A 25,393-nucleotide genomic window follows, 5' to 3' on the forward strand; every position below is an offset into this window, starting at 1 on the left:
GTAACTAAGCTCCACTCAATGATGACAATTTCATTAATTTACTTAATGATCAATTTGCCATGAAACATATCCATGCCGCAAGCCCACTGGAATTCGCCGGACTTGCTAGTATCGATATTAATCGCTTGTTTCTCACCCTTTGGTAACTCACGGTTGATACCGAAATCAGGAAAAACGACCCGATCCAAACACGTTGAGGGATCCCGACGAGTGAAATTCAAAACGGCAGGAACGCCCTTCTTCAAAACTACTTTTTCGGGTGAGTAGCCACCATTGACGTCTACATCAATTTCCTGAACATCATTAGTAACGTTAGCCGTTTCAGTAGCCACCGCATGCTTACCAAAGAACCACCAAGCGATAAAACCAATCAGTGCTAAACCAACTATTAATACAAGGATTTTAATCATGATAAAAGCCTCCAGAATTTTATTTTTCACGTTTACATTTGTAAACCATAACTATATGATAAGTGCTTCGTTTACAATTGTCAACCAAAAAGTCGACTACCTTGCAAAATGCAAACTAGTCGACTTTAAAAGGGGCGTGTTTAATGATCGTCACTGATCAATGTTCCAAAACGTGCGCTTTGACCTGATCCACAATCGTCATGATATGTCGGTCAGATAACTCGTAATGAATATTTTTACCATTCCGAGTCCCCCTGACTAAATTTTGCTGTTTCAGCAGACTTAACTGATGTGAAACGGTTGACTGATTTAAATCTAAAACTTCAGTCAGTTCCGTTACGCTAAGTGTCGATTCAGCTAACGCTAAGATAATGCGTACCCGAGTCACATCGCCTAACGTTTTAAACAAGGCAACCATATTCTCTAATTCTGATGAGACGGTTAAGTGGTCTTTTAAATGTTCTACGATTTCCAAATGTTTAGGATTTTCCATTAGTTATTTAACTTCCTTCATAATAATCATTATCTGATACTGGGTTAGCTACGAATGCGGTTGCATTTTAGCAGCAGTACGGGTACAATTCACATTAAGATATGCACATATGTTGATATGTATCGAGGTGATGGCTATGAAATCAGCAACTGTTCCAACTCGCACCCACAAAACGTTACGTGGTTTTCTAAATCATAAAAGCGACTTAATCATGATTGCCAGTTCAACCATTATATTATTAATCGCAGTCAGTTTACCAGTCTCAACCGAAAAAATTCTGCTCTATATCGCTTCTTATGCGATTATCGCCTATCCGGTTATCTGGGAATCCCTTACTAATATCGTCAGTGGCAACTTTTTTGACGAAAACTTTTTGATGACCGTAGCTACCGTTGGCGCAATTGCGCTGGGAGACTACCCTGAAGCCATCGCAGTTATGCTATTCTACGAAATTGGCGAACTATTCGAGAACATCGCTGTTCAACAGTCCAAGCAATCCATTTCTTCCCTGTTGAAGCTCAAGCCCACCACCGCTACGATTTTAACTCATAACGGTGAAAAAACCGTTACACCTGAGCAAGTTATTCCCGGCCAGATTATCCGGGTAAGACCTGGTGAAAAGATTGCGTTAGACGGTGAATTAATTCGTGGCCATACTAGCTTAGATACTTCGGCATTAACTGGCGAATCGTTACCTCGTGACACCCAAAGTGGTGAAACTGTTCTGAGCGGTGCCATTAATCTTACTGGTGTCATCGATATCCGCGTCACCAAACCCTATCAAGAATCAACTGTGGCACGCATCCTAGATTTAGTCTCAAATGCCGCTCAGCAAAAAACAACCACCGAAAAATTCATTACTCGTTTTGCTAAAATTTATACCCCAATCGTAGTTGGCTTAGCGATTCTGTTAGCCATCTTCCCACCCCTGCTTCATCTGGGTGCTTGGGCCACTTGGATCAACCGTGCACTCGTTTTTCTGGTTATCAGTTGTCCCTGTGCGCTGGTTATCTCCGTACCCCTGAGCTTCTTCGGTGGCATCGGAGCAGCCTCACGACACGGCATTTTAGTTAAGGGTAGTAATTTTCTCGAAGCCTTAACGCGCGTCAATACGATTGCGTTTGATAAAACCGGAACCTTAACAAAAGGACGCTTCACCGTTAGCAAAATCAACGCGGAAGCCCCTCTCACTAACCAGCAACTGTTAGGTATCGCCGCTGCAGCTGAACAGCATTCTAACCACCCCATCGCCAGTTCCATCATCGAAGCTTATGATGGGAATCTGACGCAATTTAAACTGCAAGACATGCAGGAAACGGCTGGACATGGTATCAAGGCGATGATCAATGACCAGACGGTAGTGGTCGGCAATGCAAAAGCGATGTCAACAAACCACATTGCACTTCCTGGGATTGAACCGAACTGTACCACGGTCTACATTGCAATTAATCAAAAATTTGCCGGCAGCATTCAAGTTGCCGATCAGCCTAAAACAGACTCAAAATCCGCCATCCTGATGCTCAAACAACTTGGGGTTGAAAAGACTGAGTTGCTAACTGGTGACAATAAGGGTATTGCTGAGCAGATTGGTCAGCAACTTGGTTTGGACCAGGTTGAATCTGACTTATTACCAGCACAAAAAGTTGCAAAAATGACTGCATTGACCCAAACTGCCCACACGTCGCATCATCAAGTTGTGTTCGTTGGTGATGGTATTAACGATACACCTGTTCTTGCTCGAGCCGATGTTGGCATTGCTATGGGCGGTCTTGGAGCTGACGCAGCGATTGAGGCAGCGGATATCGTCATAATGGATGATAAGCCTTCAAAAATCGCCACGATTATTCAAATCGCAAAGGCCACCAAGCAAATCGTCTGGGAAAATATCGCCTTCGCGCTTGCCGTTAAAATCATCTTCTTGATCTTAGGTGCATTGGGTATCATTGGCATGTGGGAAGCCGTTTTTGCTGATGTTGGCGTAACGATGCTTGCCATCCTGAACGCACTGCGTCTTCAAAAACAGTAATAAAATAGCCTTGAATCAAGACCGATAGTCATTATCGCGCCTGATTTAAGGCTATTTTTTAGTTAAAAGATTAATCTTGCCGCATTAATAAGTAAGGCGAACCCATAACCCACAACAATAACTCCTGAAATAATATTGATCCACATCAAAATACGCTTAGGTAACCGATTCTTCAAACTACCAACGATGATCGTAATGGCGAAAAACCAAATTGCGGTGGCTAAAATAATGCCCCCTAAAAAAGGTAACACTTCGTTATTAGCTAGCGTCCCTCTTAAGGCTCCCATGGTGACCCCTGTATCAATAATGGCTTGTGGATTGGCAAAAGCCACGATCCAAGCACCAGCAAAAGCCTCTTTTAACGGTAATTGCGAATCGTCCTTACCAAGTTCTATCTGACTTGCAGAGCGTAAAATACCGATTCCCATCCAAATCACGATTAAACCACCCAGCAGCATAATGGTAATTTTGAGCCACAAATAGCGACTGATTAACGCACCTATTCCTAAAAAGGTGACGGTAGTTAAAGTTGTATCGGCTACCCACACAAATAAGCAAATTAATAAAGCACGTCGCATTCGATTGCTCATAGCGCTATTAAATACAAATAAATTCTGCATGCCAATTGAAGACACTAGCGCAAAACTGATCAACATGCCCCGTAAAACTACTGTCGTCATGATTAACTTTCCTCCAACTCACATAAAAAGGCACCAATCCTAGCCTTCAACGTTCTGAGAACATTGCATCTGCGACTAGAAGAGCTGCCTATCAAGATCACCCGACGATGATCAAGCTATTAGCAATTTAATTAACTTTAATAGCATACGTGACCCCATTTGAAAAGTCAAGATTGGTCTCTTCACCAAAACAGGTCATTCAGTACAGGTAGTCGGCCACCAAAAAGCGTGTTCCTCAACCCACTGGCGAGCAACACGCTATCTATTTATCAATCAACACTTTGTTTACAAAACCACACTTAATTGTGGTCGAATCTGAGCTTTCATCTCATCAGTTAACTGCCGGTTATTTTTAATCAGCAATTCGTCATAGATTACTTTCTGAAAAATAGAAACAATCACCCGCGCCAACGGCTGATATTGATTCTTATTCATCGACTGAAGTACTGGTGCTGTTTCCAGCTGTTGGGCAATTTCATCCACAAGACCCTCTAAAATTTGTAGCAGCCAATCAGCTTGGTCGTCAGACAATAACATGCGTTCATGAATTGTAATAACAAACGACTGGTAATTTTCTTTATCCTGAAAGACTTGCCAAATATTTTCGAATATCAACATTAATCGCTGCTCAAGATCAATCTTTGTAACGCAATCACTGAACGTCATCTGCAGTTGATTAACTCGATTAATGATTCCTTGATGAATGATGGTATCAAGTATTTCGTGCTTCCCATGTGGAAAATAGTAGTACATCAAGCCTTCAGCCGTTCCTGCAGCCTGATTAATCATCCGGGTAGTCGTTGCTTCATAACCATTTTGGGCAAACATTTCCCGGGAAATTTTCAAAATTTTCTCTTTATGCTGATCACTTTTGGTTTCACTTTTACTCATGATTCGTCCCCGCTGGTTGTTTTGGTATAAAAAAGAGACAGTCCCTTGATTTGCCAATGAAAGCTGTCCCTACGATTTTAACTGAACATACTACCTAATTGCTGTCCAAGAAGATAAACATCCAATACGATTAACACTATCGTGACTATCCACGCAACGTATTTAACCCACACATGATTGGCGAATTCACCCATGACCTTTTTACTACTAGTAAACATCACAAGTGGGATTACCGCGAATGGTAAGGCAATACTCAAAAATACTTGGGAGAAAGTCAGCAGGTCTTCAATCTTAGCTTCATCACCATGATAGATGATGGCAAAAACTAAGACGGGAGTAACAGACAGCAAACGTGTCACCAATCTTTGCGCCCAAAGCGGAATCCGAAGACGAATGAAGCCTTCCATAATAATCTGTCCAGCCAACGTACCGGTGATTGTGGAACTTTGACCTGATGCTAACAGCGCCACCGCAAACAACATACTGAGCATTGGGCTGGCAATCGCACCAACGATTTGACTATTACTTAACGCATTGAATAAGTCTACAAAGCGACCCAACGAACTGTCAGTCCCATAAAACAGTGCAGCACCAAGAATTAATAGTAAGCTATTAACGATAAAGGCAATGAATAATTGCAAGTTCGAATCGATTGTAGAGAACTTAATGGCTTTAGCAATGTCCTTACGATCTGAACGATCAAGTTTACGTGTTTGCGAAATAGATGAGCCCAAATACAAATCATGGGGCATAACCGTTGCACCAACAATTCCTAATGACAGGTATAACATTGAGTGATTACTGATGATGTCTGTTGTTGGCACGTACCCACCGATAATGCCGGCGATACTTGGGTCAGATAATGCAACCTCATAAGCAAACACTAATAAAATAACCGTCACAAGCGTTGCCACGATGGCTTCAATCTTTCTAAAGCCCAGTTTCATTAATAACAGCAAGATCAAGACATCAGCAGCCGTGATTAAAATACCAACGATCAGAGGAATATGGAATAGCAGTTTTAGCGCAATCCCAGAACCAATGATTTCAGCAATATCAGTTGCCATAATGGCTAGTTCGGCAATGATCCAAAGAACGAATCCCATACCCTTGCTGGTACGTTCACGCGTTAGTTGCGCTAAATCTTTACCCGTCACAATCCCTAGTTTGGCTGACATCGCCTGAAGCAGCATGGCAATCAAACTTGAAATCAAAATCACTGCGAGTAACTTGTACTTGAACTGTGCCCCACCAGCAATCGAAGTGATCCAGTTACCGGGATCCATATAACCAACGGCAATTAGGATACCAGGTCCCGTATATGCCATTAATGTTTTCCAAAAGCCCCCGTTTTTAGGGACTTCAACCGTACCATTTACTTCATCAAGACTCTTGCCTTCGCCATCAACGCCTTGTACGAAGTTGTGTTTCTCTGTATCCTTCATCATTAAAACCTCTTTTCTATTGACTTAGAAATTCGGTTGGTCAGTGAAATACAAATTTGATATAAAATTAAGCATCTGTGTTTAAGCCCATATCAAGTTATCATTTCTCCTGATCCAAACATTCAAAGTAATTCATCTATTACGACTGAGCGCCCGCTCAATTACCAAAACTATATTACCACCATTAATAAAAATTACAAGCAAAAGTTAATTGAGTAAAAGAATTAATTTGGAGTCCCTAAAATAAAAACATCAAGCACAACTGTTTCTACAGCAATGCTTGATGTTTTATTAGTTCTATTTCAAATAATGATGGTTTTTCAGGTATTCCCGTGCAACCACCGAAGCTTTCCGGTGCTTAACTGTCACTTGGTAGTTCATGTTCTGCATGTCAGAAACCGAAATTTTACCACTTAACCGACTCAGTTGTTTCACAATGGCTGGGTGCTGTTTAGCAAAGCTCGTTTTCATTAATGGTGCGCCCTGATACGTGGGGAAAAAGCCCTTATCATCTTTCAGTGCCACAAGGTGATACTCCTTGATCTGCGGATCAGTTGTATAGCCATCCGTCACATCTACCCGCTTATTAGCCAGAGCTTCATAACGCAATGAAGGCTCCATGGTTTTAGCTGATTTTAGACTAAGACCATACGTTTTTCTGAGTCCAGGATAGCCGTTGCTCTCCTGATAAAAGTCAGGATCGAACGCTCCCGAAAGCTGACCAGCGACTCGTGTTAAATCCGAAATGGTCTTTAAATGATACCGCGTTGCCGTATCCTGTCTAACGGTAACGGCATAGTTATTCTGATAAGCCATGGGTTTAAGATACGTCATACCAAACTGTTTTTTAACATCATCACGCGCATTTTGGTAGGCAATTTGCGGATTACGATTGACATCTGGATTACCCTTGACCAGTGTTTGCAGAATCGTACCCGTGAACTCTGGATAGATATCAATTTTACCGCTTTGAAGGCCCTTAAAAAGAAAACTGGTGCCACCAAAGTTAGGCTTTACCGTTACTTTAACCCTTGAATCATTTTGTTCAATTAAATCCTTATACATATTGATCAGCACTTCGGGTTCGCCACCCAATTTACCCGCAATCGTTATTCTCTCAGTCTGTGGTTTTAATAATTGATGACCGATAGTGCCGCCTAAACCAATGATCACTAACACCAAAGTACCGATGCCCAGCCGTTTTAAAGGCACCTTCGACAAGACTTCAATCAACCAATTAGCCAGTAAAGCCAAAATGGCCGACAGAACAGCACCCACTAACAGCGCCGTATTATTATTTGTTTGAATTCCTAGCAGAATGTAAGTCCCTAAACCGCCACCACCAATCAAAGCAGCTAAGGTCGCCGTTCCAATAACAAGCACTGTGGCGATCCGAATACCCGATAAAATCATGGGCATTGCCAGAGGCAGTTCAACCTTAAAAAGTTTGAATCTTGGGGTTACACCAAGGGCATCCGCTGCCTCTAACAAAACGGGATCAATGTTCGTAAGCCCCGCATAGGTGTTTTGAAAAACAGGCATAATGGCGTACAAAACTAACGCAATGATTGCTGGAACTGTGCCAATCCCAACGAACGGTATTAGAATCCCTAAAACCGCTAAACTCGGGATTGTCTGAATAACACCAGTAATTTGCAGAAAAATTTCACCGATGCGACGATGATTGATCAGCGCTATGGCAAGCGGTATCGCAATCAGAATTGTGATCAGCATACTGATTAAGGAAATCGAAATATGTTGCCACAAAGCCTGTAATAAGTCACCGTGGTTCTTATTGACATAACTTATTAATTGACTAATGATTGTCACCCTCCGTCTCAAGCGATGCTAAGTAATCGATTAAATCATGATTAGTTAGCACCTTATCATCCACAACCACCTGGTCTACCTGCGATTTTTGAAGGGCAGTCGCCCACTCAAAGATACTTTGACCTTTGACCATCTTAGTACCTGGTTCGTCAGCTTTAGCTGCTCGACCAAACCCTGCAGCTAAGACCTGTCCTAATAACTGATCTGTCTGCTGTTCATCGGCAAAGAAATTGCTGACAAACGCGTTGGCTGGCTCTGACAAAATTTCAGTCGGCGTTCCTACTTGCTGCAGTTTACCGTTATGCACAACACCAATTCGATCAGCCAACCGCAACGCTTCATGCATATCATGAGTCACAAATACAATCGTGCTGTCCAAATCCTGGTGCAGATTAATCACAATTTGCTGTAATTGACGCCGAGAAACTGGATCCAAAGCACTAAAAGGCTCGTCCATAAGAACTAACCCCGGCTCACAGGCTAAAGCGCGAACAATACCCACCCGCTGTGCCTCACCACCGGAAAGTTCACTGGGCATCCGGTCCAAAAAATGGTCTGGATCAAGACCCACTTCAGTCATGAGTTCGGCAATTCTGGTACGTTTCTTGTCTGCTGGCCACTTTAAGTTATCTAGTTGTACGCTCGCATTTTCCGCCACACTCATATTGGGAAATAACGCACCCGTCTGTAGTACATAGCCAATCTGGCGTCGTAACTCCTGCACGTTTGCATCTGCCACATCTTTACCGTCAATTTTAACCTGCCCAGACGTGGGTACAACTAGCCGGTTAATGGTTTTTAACAGCGTCGTTTTCCCGCTGCCAGAAGGCCCTACCAGCACAAATAATTCACCATCATTAATGGTGAGATTTAAGTGATCAAGTGCATGTTGATCTTGATATTCCTTGTTGACATTAAGCAGTTCAATCACTAGTATCACCTCGGTTTAACTGTCCACTACTACCAGTTACTAATTTCTTACTAGAGAACAAAAAAGAGTCGCCTTGGTCCAGCGCCCTTTAACCTTATTTCCCCAACAACTTTGCTACACCAGCCGGTATTTCTTTAGGTAAAGCGACTAATGCTGTTGCATTCGAGGCCTTAAGTTCATCCGTATCGCCAAAGCCATACGTCACACCCAAAGTCTTCACGTGGTTTGCCTTACCACCAATCATATCGGTATAGCGATCACCAACCATGACACTATTAGTCCGTGAAGCGCCACTAGTTTTGATACCATAGGCTAATATATCGGCTTTCTTAACGCGATTTACTTCTCCTGCGGCACCATAGATACCGCTAAAATAATCGTTCAACTGAAATTTATCAATGATTCGCTGTAAAACAGGTTCAGGCTTTGCTGAAGCTATATTCAACTGATAGCCAGCTGTTTTTAAAGTCATTAGCGCTGTTTCAATACCGGGATAAATTTGCAAATCAAATATGCCATGCAACTCATATTCTGCCCTGTATTTTGCGATACCATTGGCCACCTGTTTCTCCGACAGTGACGGAAAAAACTTTGTTAAGCTGTCAGCGAGTGTCGGTCCAATGAAAAGTCGATACTGCTCATCCGTTAAATGCGGTAGCTGTAAATCATCTACCATTTTTTTAACTGAGTGGACAATGCCACGTTCAGAATTAGCAATAGTGCCATCAAAATCAAAGAAGACCTGATTATTCATTAGCGTGCTCCATTTCTAGTGATCCTGGCGTATAGACTACCGTAATTACGTTTAACCTTCAAGGAAGAATCCTAAATACTTACTTTTAATTAATAAAACAAATCAGATTTATGAGTGCTAGATGCTTCTTAGTTCTTAAGCAATCGTCGTACTTCCGCCTGTAGCTCTGGAACAACCTCATCTTCAAACCAGGGGTGCTGGTGCATCCAGCCGTAATTTAGTGGGGAAGGATGGACGATTGGAAAATATTTCGGTAGGTAGTCTTTATAATGAGCTACTGTTTCAGTCAGCGTTTTTTGACGCCTTTTTTGCAAATAATATTTCTGCGCATAGGCACCAATAAGTAGTGTTAACGACACTTTCGGCATTAGTTCGAGCACGGGCTCGTGCCATTTTTCAGCAAACCCTTTTCTCGGTGGCAGGTCTCCTTGCTTACCTTTTCCCGGGAAATAAAAATCTAAGGGAACCACACCCAACTTTCCAGAATGATAGAACTCATCACGACTCATACCCATCCATGCTCTTAACCGGTCACCGCTGGGATCATCCCAATAAGTCATTGACGCTTGCCCTTTTCGGCTTGGTGCCTGACTAATAATCAAGATTGTTGCCTCAGGCTCCACGTGATACAAAGGTTCAATCCCCTGTTGTGTAAACTCAGCGTTTTGCGGATCTGCCATAATCGCTTGATAAAGATCTTCTGCTCGCCCCATCTTGTCACTTCCTATTCTTGATACCCTATTTTAACATGGCAAGCAAATGGGGCTTAACATCGATTGATATTGAAACCAGTTGACCTCGCTGATTAATCCGACCTACATTTGACCTCGCCTCAGGCACAGCGAAATCCCCGTCCTGATGAACGCACCATCAAAACGAGGATTATTTAACTTAAATTCTAGAATCTATCAATTAATAAAAGTAACCTAAATCACTGGTAACGCTGGGATAAATGGGTGTCCAGTCAGTGGCTTGTTTAGCCGACGATTTGTGGGTAATAATTTCCGAAAAGTCATTTATGAGTTCTTCGGCATTCACCGCTAATACTACGGCACCGACTAGTCTGCCAGAATCTTTCTCAGTAATCGTCGTGACACGGGCATTTTCATCTTGCAGGCGATGGTAAGTATACCAAGAACCCACTGATTGGTTATTGATTCTATACTGCTCTGGCTGTTTTTCCGCGTCGTCGAGTGTCACCCCGACTTGGGCAAGCTCCGGTCCAGCAAACACGATGTGTGGAATAGCTGGATACTGAATTGGGTCGCTAGTCTTCCCTGCAATCAATGCAGCTACATAGCGCCCTTCAATCCCCGAAACCGGCGTTAACTTGGGCACTGATTTAGCAATCGCATCACCAATAGCGTAAATGGAGGGAACACTGGTCCTTAAATGATCATCGACCTTCACGCCTTGGGACTCAACCGCAACACCAATAGTTGCCAAATTAAGCTGATCCAAGTTTGGTCGTCGTCCGGCCGCTGCGAAGATAGCGTCCAATGTGACTGGATCACTGTTATCAGTAATCACTTCAACCTGTTCATCATCAGCATTTAGCGCTGTAACGTTCGTATTCATGTGAAAATGAATCCCCTTATCAGCCAAAATGCCCTTCAGCTTCTCAGTATAGTTTTGCGGGAAATTACGAAGTAGCCGATCATTATGCTGGAAAACGTGCACTTCAGCGCCCGCTTCTACCGCAATATTCGCCAGTTCAATTGCCACGTAGCCAGCACCAACGAACCCGATCTTCTTGGGTAAGCTAGACAAATCCAAAAAATCAGTACTTGTCTTAAAGGCTTCTTTCCCAGGAATATCTGGAATAGTTGGTGTAGCGCCAGTAGCGATCACAATATGTTCACCCGTTACTTTTTGATTGCCTACGCGCACGGTATGACCATCTATAAATTCTGCAGTACCATGCAAGTGATCGATGTGTGCACTCTTTAAACCTGCTTCAGTTCCAGTTGGAATTTTTTCTGTATAACCGCGTTTAAACGCCATCATTTCCGCCCAGTCAACTTTCGGTTCAGCTGACAAACCACTTCCCTGATAACGAACGACTTGTCTTCTGGCTTCAACTATACCGTAGAGCATTTTCTTAGGATCACAGCCGAAATTAGGGCACGTGCCACCCCACAGATTTCCTTCAACCACCAAAACCCTTTGACTATTATTTAAGCCATACGCAACGGCCATGCCACCGGGGCCGCCACCAATCACAATCGTATCGTAATCAAACGCCATACACTAAACCCTCCTGTTCGTGAATCATCTTTTTACCTTTCAACATACTACAAAGTCAGCCGTGACACCAAAAATCTGTTTCATAATCATTGCTAATATCACCTCTGTTCTTATTTACCAAACATTTACACGTTATCTATAAACATTTACGAAGGATTTATGTTGGATTTACAATCACCCGTTAACATTAACCCTATCAAATAAGATAGGGGTTATTAATATGAGTATTTTTAAAACAAGTTTATTTGCTGCCGGTATCATTGGTTTATCACTTGCGGCTGCCGGTTGTAGTTCTTCAAACGCCACGGGCGGGAACCAGAAGGACAAAGCGCTGACAGTCGTTTTCTTGCCCGGTGATTCAGCCAAAGAAGCCGGCCCTGCGAGAACAGCACTGGCAAACGAGATTCACAAAGCAACTGGTAAAAAAGTTGAGGTTAAAACCACTACCGATTACAACGTTGCCATCCAAGCCATCTCATCTGGCAAAGCCCAAATTGCGCTAATGGGACCGGATAGTTACATCCAAGCTCACAAGCAAAACGCCTCCGTTGAACCAATTCTGACCTACTCCGGTAAATCTGGTACGTTGAAGGATGCTCAATACCACAGTTACATCATGGTTCCTAAGGATAAAGCTAACCAATATAAGGTAAACGGTAAGTATCGTTTGGAAAAGATCAAGGGTCAGAAGATGTCCTTTGTTTCTAACACGTCAACATCTGGTTTTGCCATTCCAGCAGGTGCCATTCAAACCAACTTCAACCTAAAAAACAAGGATGACTTGCAACAAAGCGGTAAGTTCTTCTCCAAGGTCCTGTTTGGCGGTTCACATCAGGGTTCAGCCGTTAACCTGCTTAAAGGTGATGCTGACGTTGCTGCCTTTGATGACATGGATCTCGTTTCATACGGTAAATTCACCAATGATTCAACTAAAGCCGGTGCTGACTTCAAAATCAACGCCAACGCGCCAGCACCATTTAACAGTGTTCGTGGCAAAGAAAGTATCGCTTTAGCCGCCTACCCCGTACAGAACGAGCCTATTGCTGTAAACTCAAAAATGCTCAGCAAATCAGATACTCAAAAAATCATTAAAGCGTTGACGTCATCTCGAATCGCTAAGGATAAAAGATTCTTTGCCCCATCTACCGCTAAGGTACACAGTTTATTACCAAAGGATGGTGATACCCAGTTTATCGCTATTTCTGACAAATGGTACGCCCCTACTCATAAAGTACTGGGTGAATAGGCTGCTGGCAAAAGGAGGTTCTAATGTTAACCGTAAAACACTTAGCTAAGAGCTACGATGGCGAAAAAAAATCGTTAACCGATGTTTCATTTAGCGTTCAACCCGGTGAGGTCACCGTTATTATTGGACCTTCTGGCGCCGGTAAAACGACGATTTTACGTAGTATTAATCAACTTATTCGTGACGATGACGGTGAGATTTTGTTTGATAGCACCGACATGCGCCAATTGAATCGGTCACAGTTGCGCCAAGCTCGTTGCAGAATTGGGATGATTTTCCAGAACTACAACTTGATTGAACCTCTAACAGCGATTGAAAACGTCTTACATGGCTGTTTAGGCACTAAATCTAATCTAGCGGGTATCTTTTCGATTTACCGTAATCGCGAAAAGGAAGCGGCTTTAAAACTGCTGAAGAAGGTTGGTCTTGAAGAATTTGCCTTTCAGCAATGCCGTAATCTAAGTGGTGGCCAAAAACAGCGGGTTGGCATCGCTCGAGCGTTAATGCAACAGCCAAAAATCATTCTGTGTGATGAACCAATTGCATCCCTAGATCCTAAATCAACCATCACTGTCATGGATATTCTTAGAGATCTAGCTACAAATGAGGGCATCTCGGTATTAATCAACCTCCACCAAGTTGATATCGCTCGAAATTACGCGGATCACGTTATTGGTATCAACAACGGTCAGGTCGTATTTGATGATCGTACTGAGGCTCTTTCAGATACTACCGTTGCTAGCATATACCAAAAGGCTGCGAATACTGAAAGGAGTGCTGTTCTTGAACTCTGATGCACAGCAGGTCACCAATTTCTTCAATAACCAGCGTATACGACTGTCCATCATCCTTGTCATTCTTGGCCTTGCTTATATTGGTGCATCAATCGGACTCGGCTTTCAAACGCAGTCGCTGTTCAATATCCAAGATGGTGTAGCGTGGTTAATCCAGAACTTCATCCCCAACGAAGCTTCAAAAGGTTACTGGAGCGAGATTATTCGACAGTTATTTCGGACGTTTGTAGTGGCAGTTGCTTCAACGACCTGTGCTGCCGTAGTATCCCTATTTTTAGCGATTACAGGTGCTAAGACACTTACGCCAGCGATTACCGTTGGCTGGGTCATTCGGGCCTTTTCATCACTACTCCGAAATATTCCCATCGTTGCTTGGGCGATGATCTTACTTTTTTCCTTTAAGCAAAATGATCTCACTGGTTTTTTGGCACTATTTTTCATGACTTTAGGGTTTCTGACACGTGCTTTTATGGAAACCATCGAGGATTTTGGAACTGAGAAGATACAGGCATTACAGGCGACTGGCGCCACTTATCTGCAAGTCATTTTTCAAGGACTTCTACCAGAAATTGCCGTTGCGCTCATGACTTGGATCCTTTATATGATTGAAAATAACGTCCGAGACGCGACTTTGGTTGGCTTGCTTACGGGAACTGGAATTGGTTTCATCTTCAACCTCTACTTCAAAAGTTTAAGGTACGGCGCCGCTGGACTAGTGATTCTCTCCGTCATCATCTTAGTCGTAGCAGCTGAATTAATTTCCAATTTGATTGGGAGGCTTTTATCGTGATTAAACCCGAAAATCAACTTTCAATACCCACACGGCGGCCAACGGGTCCAAAAATATCGATACCCTTACGTTTTCGTGACCGACGCCGAGTCACACTTCTGATAACGCTGGTTTGGCTGGCTTATGTCACATTGGCAACCTTACCGACCATGATCCCTAGCCACTTCAAACTAGGTGCAGCTCTAGCGAGTTTTGCAGAGAATATCAAAATTATGTTTTTGCAGCCACACCTTGCTAATACCACCTTTATCACACTTCTAGGCGCACTGGGTCAAAGTGTGCTACTGGCATTCTTAACCACCCTAATCGGCTCAGTATTGGCCTTTTTTCTTGCTCTCGCCAGTACTAAACGGCTAGCACCCACCTTTTTAGTCATTGGCATTCAAAGTATGATGGCCGTTATTCGTGCTATCCCAACTGTTCTTTGGGTCTTGATCTACAGCGTTGTGTTTGGCTTGGGAGCCAATGCAGCAGTTGTAGGAATCACTTTTCACAGTGTTGCTTATCTAACGAAAGTCTACGCGGATAGCATGGATGAACTTGCTCCAGATATTATCGAAACCATGCAGGCAATGGGGCTTAAAAAAAGTGCCATTATCCGCCAAGCGATCATCCCTTACATGACTCCAAGTTATCTTAGCTGGACCTTTATCCGTTTTGAAATCAACTTTGCCGATGCCATTGCCGTTGGCGCCGCAGCAGGTGCTGGCGGGATTGGCTATCAACTTTTCATGTCGAGCAGCTTCTATTTCAATTTCCATGAAGTTGGCGTCATGGTTTATCTGATTTTAGCCTTTGCGTTAGTACTAGAAGTTATTTCTTACCGCCTGCGCGCTATCACCAATCAATAACTATTCAACGCTTTAAAATTCAAATTGGAGGGTTACTTTATGATTGAAGCCATCGTATTAGACTGGGCCGGTACGACCGTTGATTATGGCAGTCGTGCTCCCATTATCGCCTTTAGAAACGCTTTTGCTCACTTCGGTATTGAACTTAGCGAAGCAACTATCCGCCAAGATGTTGGTCTGGATAAAATGACCCATGTCCGTCAAATTCTGCAAATCCCTGAAATTGCTAGTTCCTGGGAGTCTCACCACCCAACCATTCCACTAACAAAAGCGGCGACAGAAGTTTACGCTCAGTTTCAGGTGGAAATTAACCAAGTACTCGTGGAAACCGCACAACTGAAACCCGGCATGGCGGATCTAATTAAGTTTGCCAATACTCATCATATCCAGCTGGCAACAACGACCGGATACACGCAAACCATGCTGGATCAAATTTTACCTTTAGTCGCACAACAGGGGTACACGCCCACGTATAACATCACTTCTGAACAAACCGATCACGTCGGCCGTCCCCATGCTGACATGGTTGAACTCGCCATGCAGAAGATGCACATCACTGACCCCACTCACGTCATTAAAGTTGGTGATACTGTGAATGATATTTTAGAGGGGAAAAACGCGGGAACACTCTCCGTTGGTGTTATAGACGGCGGTAATTTAATCGGCCTATCACAACAAGCCTTTAACCAGTTAAGCATTGAACGACGTGACCGCTACCATGCCAAAGCTGCTGCAATCCTTAAAGAAGCGGGGGCCGATGAAATTATTAACAACATTGCTGATCTCATTCCCCTAATTGAATCAATTGATGAGCAGGACCACGACATGCCATTATTACTAACACCCGGTCCACTCACAACTAGCTTCACGGTGAAGGAAACCATGTTAGTTGACCATGGTACTTGGGATGATGATTATAAAGAGGTCACACAATGGGTTCGGCGGGAACTCGTCACTCTCGGCCATGCCTCAAGCAACGAATACACAGCTGTCTTAATGCAAGGCAGCGGCAGCTTCGGTGTGGAAGCTGCGATTGGTACAGCGGTCCCTAAAAAAGACGCCGCCCTACTCATCGCTGCCAACGGTGCGTATGGAGAACGAATGATTGAGATTGCAGATTATTTAGCTATTCCACACGTTGATCTCCACGTACCCGAAGATCAGACAGTGACCTTGGCAGCTGTTAAAAACATGTTAACAGCACACCCAGAAGTGACACACTTCGCTATGGTTCATTGTGAGACGACTACGGGAATCTTAAACCCGATTGAAACCATCATCCCAGCATTAGCCAATAAAGGCATCATCACCCTTGTTGATGCCATGTCTAGCTTTGGTGGTGTGCCAATCGATCTTGAACAGCTCCAAGTCGATTACCTGATTACTAGTTCAAATAAATGTGTCCAAGGCGTCCCAGGCTTTAGTGTGGTATTAGCCAAAAAGAAGACTCTGCAAGCTACTAAAGGTAACGCTCGCTCCTTGGCACTCGATCTTTACGCTCAATACCAGACCTTTGAAGAGCACGATGGTAAGTGGCGCTTTACTTCCCCCACTCACGTTGTCTACGCCTTTGCTGAAGCTCTACGTGAACTTGAACAAGAAGGTGGCATTACTGCGCGAACTCACCGTTACCAGTCCAACGAGACCCTTTTACGTGACGGTATGCAGGCCCTAGGTTATGAATTAGTCATCGATGCCACCGTTCAGTCACCCATTATTACGTCGTTTAAGTTCCCAACAACGGCTTTTGACTTCCGAGCATTTTATGAATTTTTAAAGAATCGTGGCTTTATCATTTATCCTGGTAAGGTTTCAAAGTGTGATAGTTTCAGAATTGGTAATATTGGTGAAGTTTCGGCTGATGACATTCATCGTCTGCTGGATTTGATTAAAACTTATACTAGAGAAAAATTGCAATTACCAGTTAGTGATTAACAACTCGCAGCTAATTTGAATTAAAAATACCTCAATTTTACATGCACAGACTGACCATAAAAACACCACCAATTGCTTGATTAAAAATTGGTGGTGTTTTTGATTCTATTGATATTCCTACGACTTAGGGCACATCATTACCAGCTTTATTTTTGTTAAATGAAACCGGCTAAAGTAGATAATTTCTTTTGAAATCAAAAAAAATTTAAAAAATTATTTTGGGGTATACCAATCCATCAGTTTCTAACTTATAGTAACCATATTTAAATTGCTACACGTTGACTTGTGAACGTAGCCTGTTTGGTGACGCCATATGTGACTAAATTAACATGATTTCACTTGTTTTTCACCGACTATAATGGCTATCCTATCCAAATTATGAAATCGCTTTAAAAACTAATCTATAGGCAATGTAAACGTTTGTGTTTTTTGAATAAACGTATACAATTGGGATTGTTAAAAAGCTATTATTTATACGTTAGGAGAGATTATTGTGCGTGTACGTCATTTGAGTACTTTCTTTATTTTTACATTCGGCGCACTGGGTGGACTCTTATTTGGCTTTGATACCGGGATTATTTCAGGTGCATCATCACTGATTGAATCCGATTTCAGACTAAACATTGAACAGACTGGTTTTATTACCTCATCCGTTCTGATTGGTTCCTCAGTTGGTGCTTTATCAATTGGATCTTTATCAGATAAGTTTGGGCGGAAACGCCTGCTATTAGTTGCTTCACTCCTCTTCTTACTTGGATCGGGACTATCAATGACTGCTTCAGGATTCGTGTCAATGGTTGTTGCCCGTATCATTTTAGGATTTGCCGTTGGGTCTGCCTCAGCATTAACGCCGGCTTACCTAGCTGAATTGGCTGATGCACCTCACCGCGGATCTCTCGGGACGATGTTCCAATTAATGGTTACGCTAGGTATTCTGTTAGCATACGTCTCAAACTTGGGCTTCTTAGGGCATAACCTTCTAGGGATGCGTGACTGGCGGTGGATGCTTGGATCGGCTTTGATTCCTGCCGTTTGCCTGTTCGTCGGGTCATTAGTCTTACCTGAATCACCACGCTATTTGGTCGAAAAGGGTAAAATCGACGAGGCCAGAGAAATTCTGCACGACCTACGCGCTAAAACCGACGAAGATCCCGATAAGGAACTAGCTGACATCCAAGCCGTTGCTAATCAACCCAAGGGTGGTCTTCACGAATTAATGACTTTTGCCCGTCCTGCGGTTTTAGTTGCCATTGGCTTAATGCTGCTGCAACAATTAGTCGGAATCAACTCTGTCATCTACTTCTTACCACAAGTCTTTATTAAAGGCTTTGGCTTCGCTGATGGCGACGCTATTTGGATTTCTGTTGGTATCGGTATCGTTAACTTCTTGTGCACGGTTCTTGCCTACAACATCATGGATAAATTTAACCGTCGAACCATCCTTCTCTTCGGTTCAATCGTTATGGCCGCATCAATCATTATCCTGTCATTCTTGAACTTCACATTAAGTGTTAAAGCTGCTGCCATTCCAACCATGATCCTGATTGCTGTTTATATCTTCGGTTTCGCGGTTTCATGGGGACCAATTTGCTGGTTAATGATTGGTGAAATCTTCCCGTTGAACGTTCGTGGCATTGGTAACTCAATTGGTTCTGCAGCTAACTGGATCGGTAACTTTATTGTTTCTCAATTCTTCTTAGTTCTGTTGAATGCCTTCCATAACAACGTTGGTGGTCCATTCGCCGTCTTTGGTTTCTTCGCTATTGTTTCCATCTTCTTCGTTATCTTCGCTGTTCCCGAAACACGTGGGAAGACTTTGGAAGAGATCGAAATGGAAATGCGCCACAAAGAAGCTGATAAGGAAGCAGCTAAAAAGGCTGCAAAATAAGTTTCACTTGAACTTAACACCATCATTCACTCCTGGATGTCTTAATCCAGGGGTGTTTTTATATATTTGCCCCATAAATTCATTTCCTATCACTCTTAGATGGAAACTGCGGTATAAATCTGATACTATATAGGAACTGATTCTCATTATCCGATTTCGACAACAAAAAAGTGAGGTACTAACTTGTTAACTGTAACCAATGTGTCCATGAGTTTCTCGGACCGCAAACTGTATGATGACGTTAATTTAAAGTTTACTCCTGGCAACTGTTACGGCATTATTGGTGCTAACGGAGCCGGCAAGTCAACTTTTCTTAAAATTTTAGAAGGCCAACTGACTCCGACTACTGGGAATGTTGCGCTAGGTCCTAACGAGCGAATGAGTAGTTTAAAACAAGATCACTTTGCTTTTGACGATCAAACGGTGCTCAACACCGTCCTTCAAGGCCATGAGCACCTTTATCAAGTCATGACAGAAAAAGACGCCCTGTATGCTAAACCCGATTTTAGCGATGCAGATGGCATTAAAGCCGCTGAACTCGAAGGTGAATTTGCAGAAATGGACGGCTGGAACGCCGAAAGTGATGCCAGCCAATTACTGCAATCAATGGGGATTCCGGAAGCTCAGCATCAAGCATTGATGAAAGATTTGCCAGAGAGCGAAAAAATTAAAGTCTTACTGGCACAAGCCCTATTTGGCAAACCGGATGTCCTGCTATTGGACGAACCTACTAACGGTTTAGATCCTATGACGATCAGTTGGCTAGAAAACTTTCTCGCTGACTATGAAAACACCGTCCTAGTTGTCAGCCATGACCGTCACTTCTTAAATAGCGTATGTACACATATGTGTGACGTTGATTTTGGCAAAATTCAGCTCTTCGTGGGTAACTACGACTTCTGGCTTCAAAGTTCAGAACTGGCCTTAAAGCTACGTAATCAAGCTAACTCTAAAAAAGAAGAACAAATCAAACAATTACAGGACTTTATTGCGCGTTTCTCAGCCAACGCTTCAAAGTCTAAACAAGCAACTTCGCGGAAGAAACAACTTGATAAAATTACCCTAGACGACATTAAACCCAGCTCACGTAAGTATCCGTTTATCAAGTTCACGCCTGAACGCGAACTTGGAAACGACTTTCTGCGAGTTGAAAACGTTAGTAAAACAATCGACGGCCAGCCAATTTTAGAGAACGTCAACTTTATTCTCCGACCTGGTGACAAGGCTGCTCTAATCTCTCGTTCAGATGTAACAACCAGCGTTTTGATGCAATTACTGGCTGGCACTTTAGAACCTGATACTGGTTCAATTACGTGGGGTGTCACAACTAACCGGGCTTACATGCCAAAGGACTTGAACCCCGAATTTAGTAACGATAAACTAAACATTCTGGAATGGCTCCGTCAATACGCCAGCAAAGAAGAAAGCGACAATACCTTCTTACGTGGCTTCCTTGGTCAAATGCTGTTTAAGGGCGACGAAGTACTAAAAGAAGTCCCCGTTCTTTCTGGGGGCGAGAAAGTCCGTAGTTACCTCTCTAAGCTTATGCTCAGCAAGGCAAACGTCCTCTTACTGGACGATCCGACGAACCACTTGGACCTAGAAAGCATTACCAGTTTAAACGACGCACTGATTGATTTTAGCGGTTCTATGGTCTTTACCAGCCATGACCACGAATTTATCCAAACCATTGCCAACCACATTATCGAGGTAGGCCCTAAAGGCGTTGTTGACCGCGCTGATACCACCTATGATGATTTTATGGCTCACGAAGTTGCCCAAGCACAGGTCGCAAAAATTTATTAACCAGAAGCACTAAAATAAAGCTGGTGACATCAGTCTATATTGATAAAAGTTTCGTTTAGCTTCTTGACTGAAACACCATTAATAATTTGCTTTTGTTCAACACTTTCATCTAGTCTAAACCTGCGCCACGACTCAGATTCTGGCCGTTTAACACAAAAAACGTATTCCGACAAGTTCGACGGAATACGTTTTTTTGCGTTAAATTCTGGAATCTACTGAGTTGTATCACACTCTTGTTCTTAGTGCTCCTGTTTAATCTTAAAATAACTCCCCCGAATAGTACCAGCTAGCTTAGATCTTTGACGCGCAAATTTAAATTTATCAGCTAACTCTGCTGGAACTTCCATCCCATCAGACAGTTTAAACCCAACTGCTCGCTTGCCCTCTGGATCTAACGCATACATGACGTTGATGGCTAAGCCACTTTCGTAGAAAACATAGGTCCACTTAGTCCCCTCAACTTCAAACTGTGAGACTTCCAGCGGCTTGGACTGAATGTTTAAATCTCTTTCTGATAGCACGTCATTCACATAATCCACTAACTCTGGATGTTCACTGGCAGGTTCAATGATGTATTCATGTTTATATTTATTCCAAAAATAGCGTGCTTCATTCGCCCGTAACCCTGCTAATGCTGGTGCAACTGGTGACGTTTCCAAACCAACCTGCTCAACATTTTTAAAATCAACTTTATAGCTCATTATTTTACCCCATTTGTCTGCTTTTCTAACCGGCCATTGGTACAAAGAAATCATCTCAAAGTATAGCGGTTTCGCCTTGAAATTACTATCCTCCATTAACAAATGTTTCACATGAAACATTTTGCGACGAACAGCATCAAAAAAAGTCACCCCTCAGCCATTTTGCTGAAAGGAGACTTCAATCGTACCAATTACTCATTTAAAATTACCATTTTCCTACTCTAGGTAGATGGCTCGTAAGCGTTGAATGTCAGTATCGCTGAGTTGGACAACATCACGTAAATACGCATCGATACCGCCAAACTCATAGTTAATCAAAGTCATGGCCTGCTCATAATAATCCTCTTGCACCGTGGACAGGTCCCGAATTGAACTAATAAAATTCTGGTTCAAATGGGATTGCTTTGCATCGCTAACACGTTGGTTTAACCGGTCGATCAGAAATTTATTCGTCGACAGGTAATCTTGTTTCACGTCTTCTGGGGAAACGCCCAATGCCGACAGGATCAGCAAACTTGTTAACCCTGTTCGATCTTTTCCAGCTGAACAGTGGAAGAGGACGGTTTCCTCATCACCATGAGCGAGTAGATAAGCAAACACCTGATGCATCGCGGATTGCGAGTGTTTATTAATCACAAGTTTACGGTAAACGTATAGCATCCGCAGATAACCACTGCGGGGGCTACTCGAGTAAAATTTATTTAACTCATTCACCGTTTCAGTACTCTCTGTATCATCGTTATCCAAACACGGAAAGTGAATAAATTCAATCCCCGAAGGAATTAAGTCAGGATACTTTTCAAGTTCCGCACTAGACCGTAAATCGATATCAACTGTAACACCATAGTCTAACAGCTGTTGTTGACCAATTGGTGTCAATTCAGACAAATGACCGGCTCTTATTAATTTATGATACTTGACGGTTCTGCCATCACGAGTGAAATGGCCGCCGAGATCTCGACAGTTCAGTCCACCTGATATTGGGATTGCCTCATTGTATCGTGCCATTAATATCACCCTTCGCCATTACAGATTCAATGTTGTATATGGAATCACAGTTCCAGTGACAGTGGATTCCGGCTGGATACCTGGATTACGCATCTGACCGGGCCAGTTTGGCTGCTTCAAGAACTTAGTCCCGACGGCAAACATGTCGCCAGAAGCCCGTTCAAACGCAAACTGTGTCCCAAGGTGACCCGCTACCATAACCGGTAAATCACCAACTGCCTGCTTAACAATGTCAGCGATTCGCAGATCTGACAAGGCATCACAGGTAATCGAGGTCTGATCATACTGACGCAATGAAAGACTCAGATAATCGATTCCTAGCTTACCAAGTACCTGCATTAAAACCAGGTCATCCCCTAATTTCAATGCACCAGGTTCAAATTCTTCCGGAGAGATACGATAGCCAACAATGAACCCCGGTTTATGCGCGCGTGCCGTATCAAGAACCCGCTTTGTTGTTTGGGCACAAAACCGAATACGATTTTCCAGCGAACCGCCATACTCGTCGGTTCTCAGGTTTGACAACGGTGACATGAATTGCTGGAACAAAAAGGTATTTGCCCCGTGTAATTCAACACCGTCAAACCCAGCCTGAATTGCGCGAACTGTGGCTGCTTCAAACTGATGAATCACCGTTTCAATGTCTGTTTTAGTCATCGCTTTTGGTAAATCAACTTCACCGTGTGCGGCCCTCACCTCACTAGGTGCCAGTACTGGTGCACCCCTTAAGACGAATGAATTAGTCATTCGACCGGCGTGAACCAGTTGCAGAATTGCTTTACTGCCACCTTGGTGAATCACCGTCGCGAGTTTTCTCAGACCATCAATTTTACTGTCATCGGCAACACTAATTGCCCCGTACGCAGTGTTCGCTGAGTCTGAAACGTAGGCTGATCCGATGATATCTAGACCAACGTACTTCGCTCGCGTCTTGTGAAACTTAAGGTCGTTAAGACTGACGGAGCCATCAAATAACGATGATTGCATGTTCAAAGGCGCCAAAACAAGCCGGTTACGAAGCGTCACTCGCTTGTTAAGTTCATATGGACTGAATATTTGATCAATTTTCATCTAACCACTCCATACTTAAGTTCTTGTAATGTTAGGAATATCAAAGCCAAGTAACGTGTGCAATTTCTCAATCACTTGTGTCAGCGCCGATTCAACCTCAGAAACTTCCCCAACCATGACAACAGAACCACTGAAACGATCAATGAATCCTAATTGAACGTTGCTTGACTTGGTGGCAATATCACCAGCAATAATGGAAGCCTCACTTGGCGTAATCGTCAAAATTCCTAACGCATTTTTGTGAATTTGGATACCAAGTTTCTCGTAAATGTCTTCGGTAGGATTTGCAACGATGTGAGCCAGCGTAACTTGTTTACCTGGGACGTATTCTTGAATCGTACGTTCAATATTCCTAGCCATTACTGAACCCCTCCGTTACGACTGTTTTTAACCAACAATCTTTTGCGTATCACGCGCAATGATCAATTCCTCATCAGTTGGAATGACCATTACTTTAACACGACTATCATCGGCTTGAATCTCTACTTCATTTGCTTGGTTCTTGGCATCGTCAATCTTAACGCCAAGGTAGCCAAGCCGTTCGCAAACACGTTGTCTGATTGGTGCCGAATGTTCACCAACACCAGCGGTAAAGACCAGCGTGGTCAGACCTTCAAGATCAGTGGTGTAACTACCAATGTATTCTTGAATCTGATGAACGTAAACTTCCAGCGCCAACTTAGCGCGGTCATTACCCTGACTCTCGGCATCAAGAACGTCACGAACGTCATTAGAAACATCGGACAACCCCTTTAAGCCAGAATCATGATTCAACATGCTACGAACATCTTCAGAACTCAGATGGTGTTCTTCTTCCAAGAATGGCAGAATCTCAGGATCAACATCTCCGGAACGGGTCCCCATTACGAGACCTGCTAACGGCGTAAAGCCCATGGAAGTGTTGACTGATTTACCATCCTTAATGGCACAGATACTTGCCCCATTACCCAAATGACAAGAAATCAATTTACTTGTCGCTTGTTCACCCAATAAACGAGTTGCCTCGCTGTAAATATACTGGTGTGATTGACCATGGAACCCATAGCGCCGTACGCCATCTTCTGTGTAATATTTGTAAGGAAGCGCGTACATAAATGCCTTACGTGGCATCGTGCTATGGAAGGAAGTATCAAAGACTGCAACTTCTTTGGCATCAGGCAATAACTTTTCAAAAGCTTGAATACCTAACAGGTTGACAGGGTTGTGCAATGGTGATAAAACAGACAACTCGTCGATCTTTTCGGCAACATCATCATCGATTTCAACTGACTGGGTGTAATAACGACCACCGTGTGAAACCCGGTGACCAACACCGATAATTTCAGACTTGTCTTGGATGAGTCCGCTTCCTAAAAGTGCGTCAATCACCAGTTGAACAGCGGCAGTGTGGTCTTTGACCGGTTGTACCGTCTCATGTTTGTCAGTTTGGCCACCAATTTTATAGGTAAAAATGGCGTCTTCGTGACTGATACGATCAACCAATCCGCTTACCAGAACAACTTCTTCGGGCATATCATAGAGCTTAAACTTCAAAGAAGAACTCCCGGCATTGATGGCAAGGATTTTCTGTGACATAGATGTGCTTCCTCTCTAAAT

General features: G+C 43.2%; 23 protein-coding genes and 1 pseudogene. 9 read left to right on the plus strand and 15 right to left on the minus strand.

Translation table 11 applies throughout. The features are described 5' to 3' along the window. Positions 1 to 38 precede the first annotated feature (38 nt). Positions 39 to 410, minus strand: coding sequence for a cupredoxin domain-containing protein (locus AC6H04_RS06525; protein WP_497570932.1), 372 nt, complete (start codon positions 408 to 410; stop codon positions 39 to 41). A 157-nt stretch (positions 411 to 567) separates the two neighbouring features. Further along, positions 568 to 903 (minus strand): ArsR/SmtB family transcription factor, encoded by a 336-nt coding sequence (locus AC6H04_RS06530; protein ID WP_497570933.1) that lies wholly within the window; start codon positions 901 to 903, stop codon positions 568 to 570. Between the two features lie 136 nt (positions 904 to 1,039). Here AC6H04_RS06530 and AC6H04_RS06535 point away from each other — a divergent pair, with 136 nt between their 5' ends. Beyond that, the gene (locus tag AC6H04_RS06535; RefSeq protein WP_497570934.1) at positions 1,040 to 2,929 is read left to right on the plus strand and encodes a heavy metal translocating P-type ATPase; all 1,890 of its coding nucleotides are present in this window, start codon (positions 1,040 to 1,042) and stop codon (positions 2,927 to 2,929) included. A gap of 62 nt (positions 2,930 to 2,991) precedes the next feature. On the opposite strand, the gene AC6H04_RS06540 is transcribed toward AC6H04_RS06535, so the two are convergent. The 8 genes from AC6H04_RS06540 to AC6H04_RS06575 all read right to left on the minus strand — a co-directional run bounded on the left by AC6H04_RS06540 (position 2,992) and on the right by AC6H04_RS06575 (position 11,707). Beyond that, positions 2,992 to 3,609 (minus strand): LysE/ArgO family amino acid transporter, encoded by a 618-nt coding sequence (locus AC6H04_RS06540; RefSeq protein ID WP_497570935.1) that lies wholly within the window; start codon positions 3,607 to 3,609, stop codon positions 2,992 to 2,994. A gap of 285 nt (positions 3,610 to 3,894) precedes the next feature. Then, a complete protein-coding gene (locus AC6H04_RS06545) occupies positions 3,895 to 4,500 on the minus strand; it encodes a TetR/AcrR family transcriptional regulator (protein ID WP_497570936.1) in 606 nt (201 codons plus the stop codon). 77 nt (positions 4,501 to 4,577) lie between these two features. Beyond that, on the minus strand, positions 4,578 to 5,945 hold the full coding sequence (locus AC6H04_RS06550; RefSeq protein WP_497570937.1) for an Nramp family divalent metal transporter: 1,368 nt from the start codon (positions 5,943 to 5,945) through the stop codon (positions 4,578 to 4,580). 297 nt (positions 5,946 to 6,242) lie between these two features. Then, the gene (locus tag AC6H04_RS06555) at positions 6,243 to 7,769 is read right to left on the minus strand and encodes an ABC transporter permease/substrate-binding protein (protein WP_497571014.1); all 1,527 of its coding nucleotides are present in this window, start codon (positions 7,767 to 7,769) and stop codon (positions 6,243 to 6,245) included. Further along, a complete protein-coding gene (locus tag AC6H04_RS06560; protein WP_497570938.1) occupies positions 7,762 to 8,706 on the minus strand; it encodes an ABC transporter ATP-binding protein in 945 nt (314 codons plus the stop codon). The genes AC6H04_RS06555 and AC6H04_RS06560 overlap by 8 nt, the downstream gene beginning before the upstream one ends. A gap of 94 nt (positions 8,707 to 8,800) precedes the next feature. Continuing rightward, complete coding sequence (locus AC6H04_RS06565; protein WP_497570939.1) at positions 8,801 to 9,460, minus strand: HAD hydrolase-like protein; 660 nt, start codon at positions 9,458 to 9,460, stop codon at positions 8,801 to 8,803. Positions 9,461 to 9,588: 128 nt separating this feature from the next. Beyond that, positions 9,589 to 10,173, minus strand: a complete 585-nt coding sequence (locus tag AC6H04_RS06570) for a uracil-DNA glycosylase family protein (protein WP_497570940.1) — start codon at positions 10,171 to 10,173, stop codon at positions 9,589 to 9,591. 199 nt (positions 10,174 to 10,372) lie between these two features. Next, positions 10,373 to 11,707 carry a dihydrolipoyl dehydrogenase family protein gene (locus AC6H04_RS06575; RefSeq protein WP_497570941.1) on the minus strand — a complete coding sequence of 445 codons (1,335 nt, stop codon included), beginning with the start codon at positions 11,705 to 11,707 and terminating at the stop codon, positions 10,373 to 10,375. Positions 11,708 to 11,927: 220 nt separating this feature from the next. Here AC6H04_RS06575 and AC6H04_RS06580 point away from each other — a divergent pair, with 220 nt between their 5' ends. The 8 genes and pseudogenes from AC6H04_RS06580 to AC6H04_RS06615 all read left to right on the plus strand — a co-directional run bounded on the left by AC6H04_RS06580 (position 11,928) and on the right by AC6H04_RS06615 (position 21,017). Continuing rightward, on the plus strand, positions 11,928 to 12,953 hold the full coding sequence (locus AC6H04_RS06580) for a phosphate/phosphite/phosphonate ABC transporter substrate-binding protein (RefSeq protein ID WP_497570942.1): 1,026 nt from the start codon (positions 11,928 to 11,930) through the stop codon (positions 12,951 to 12,953). Positions 12,954 to 12,976: 23 nt separating this feature from the next. Further along, positions 12,977 to 13,747, plus strand: a complete 771-nt coding sequence (phnC, locus tag AC6H04_RS06585; protein ID WP_497570943.1) for a phosphonate ABC transporter ATP-binding protein — start codon at positions 12,977 to 12,979, stop codon at positions 13,745 to 13,747. Next, complete coding sequence (locus tag AC6H04_RS06590; protein ID WP_497570944.1) at positions 13,728 to 14,537, plus strand: ABC transporter permease subunit; 810 nt, start codon at positions 13,728 to 13,730, stop codon at positions 14,535 to 14,537. Before phnC ends, AC6H04_RS06590 begins: the two co-directional genes overlap by 20 nt. After that, positions 14,534 to 15,388 carry a PhnE/PtxC family ABC transporter permease gene (locus AC6H04_RS06595; protein WP_497570945.1) on the plus strand — a complete coding sequence of 285 codons (855 nt, stop codon included), beginning with the start codon at positions 14,534 to 14,536 and terminating at the stop codon, positions 15,386 to 15,388. Before AC6H04_RS06590 ends, AC6H04_RS06595 begins: the two co-directional genes overlap by 4 nt. A gap of 39 nt (positions 15,389 to 15,427) precedes the next feature. Further along, positions 15,428 to 16,174 (plus strand): annotated as a pseudogene (phnX, locus tag AC6H04_RS06600) (phosphonoacetaldehyde hydrolase); the annotation flags it as partial. A gap of 39 nt (positions 16,175 to 16,213) precedes the next feature. After that, complete coding sequence (gene phnW, locus AC6H04_RS06605; RefSeq protein ID WP_497571015.1) at positions 16,214 to 17,323, plus strand: 2-aminoethylphosphonate--pyruvate transaminase; 1,110 nt, start codon at positions 16,214 to 16,216, stop codon at positions 17,321 to 17,323. A gap of 493 nt (positions 17,324 to 17,816) precedes the next feature. After that, on the plus strand, positions 17,817 to 19,211 hold the full coding sequence (locus AC6H04_RS06610; RefSeq protein WP_497570946.1) for a sugar porter family MFS transporter: 1,395 nt from the start codon (positions 17,817 to 17,819) through the stop codon (positions 19,209 to 19,211). Positions 19,212 to 19,394: 183 nt separating this feature from the next. Then, positions 19,395 to 21,017 carry an ABC-F family ATP-binding cassette domain-containing protein gene (locus tag AC6H04_RS06615; protein WP_497570947.1) on the plus strand — a complete coding sequence of 541 codons (1,623 nt, stop codon included), beginning with the start codon at positions 19,395 to 19,397 and terminating at the stop codon, positions 21,015 to 21,017. A 239-nt stretch (positions 21,018 to 21,256) separates the two neighbouring features. On the opposite strand, the gene AC6H04_RS06620 is transcribed toward AC6H04_RS06615, so the two are convergent. The 5 genes from AC6H04_RS06620 to AC6H04_RS06640 form a co-directional block, all read right to left on the minus strand. Then, positions 21,257 to 21,718 (minus strand): DUF8821 family protein, encoded by a 462-nt coding sequence (locus AC6H04_RS06620; RefSeq protein WP_497570948.1) that lies wholly within the window; start codon positions 21,716 to 21,718, stop codon positions 21,257 to 21,259. A gap of 216 nt (positions 21,719 to 21,934) precedes the next feature. After that, the gene (locus tag AC6H04_RS06625; protein WP_497570949.1) at positions 21,935 to 22,726 is read right to left on the minus strand and encodes a tyrosine-protein phosphatase; all 792 of its coding nucleotides are present in this window, start codon (positions 22,724 to 22,726) and stop codon (positions 21,935 to 21,937) included. A gap of 18 nt (positions 22,727 to 22,744) precedes the next feature. Next, a complete protein-coding gene (locus AC6H04_RS06630; protein ID WP_497570950.1) occupies positions 22,745 to 23,797 on the minus strand; it encodes an oxidoreductase in 1,053 nt (350 codons plus the stop codon). Between the two features lie 15 nt (positions 23,798 to 23,812). After that, positions 23,813 to 24,157: a BMC domain-containing protein gene (locus AC6H04_RS06635; protein WP_497570951.1), complete on the minus strand. Its 345-nt coding sequence runs from the start codon at positions 24,155 to 24,157 to the stop codon at positions 23,813 to 23,815. A gap of 27 nt (positions 24,158 to 24,184) precedes the next feature. Next, positions 24,185 to 25,372, minus strand: a complete 1,188-nt coding sequence (locus AC6H04_RS06640) for an acetate/propionate family kinase (RefSeq protein WP_497570952.1) — start codon at positions 25,370 to 25,372, stop codon at positions 24,185 to 24,187. Between the last annotated feature and the right edge of the window lie 21 nt (positions 25,373 to 25,393).

The sequence above is a fragment of the Secundilactobacillus sp. MJ173 genome, from assembly GCF_059704265.1.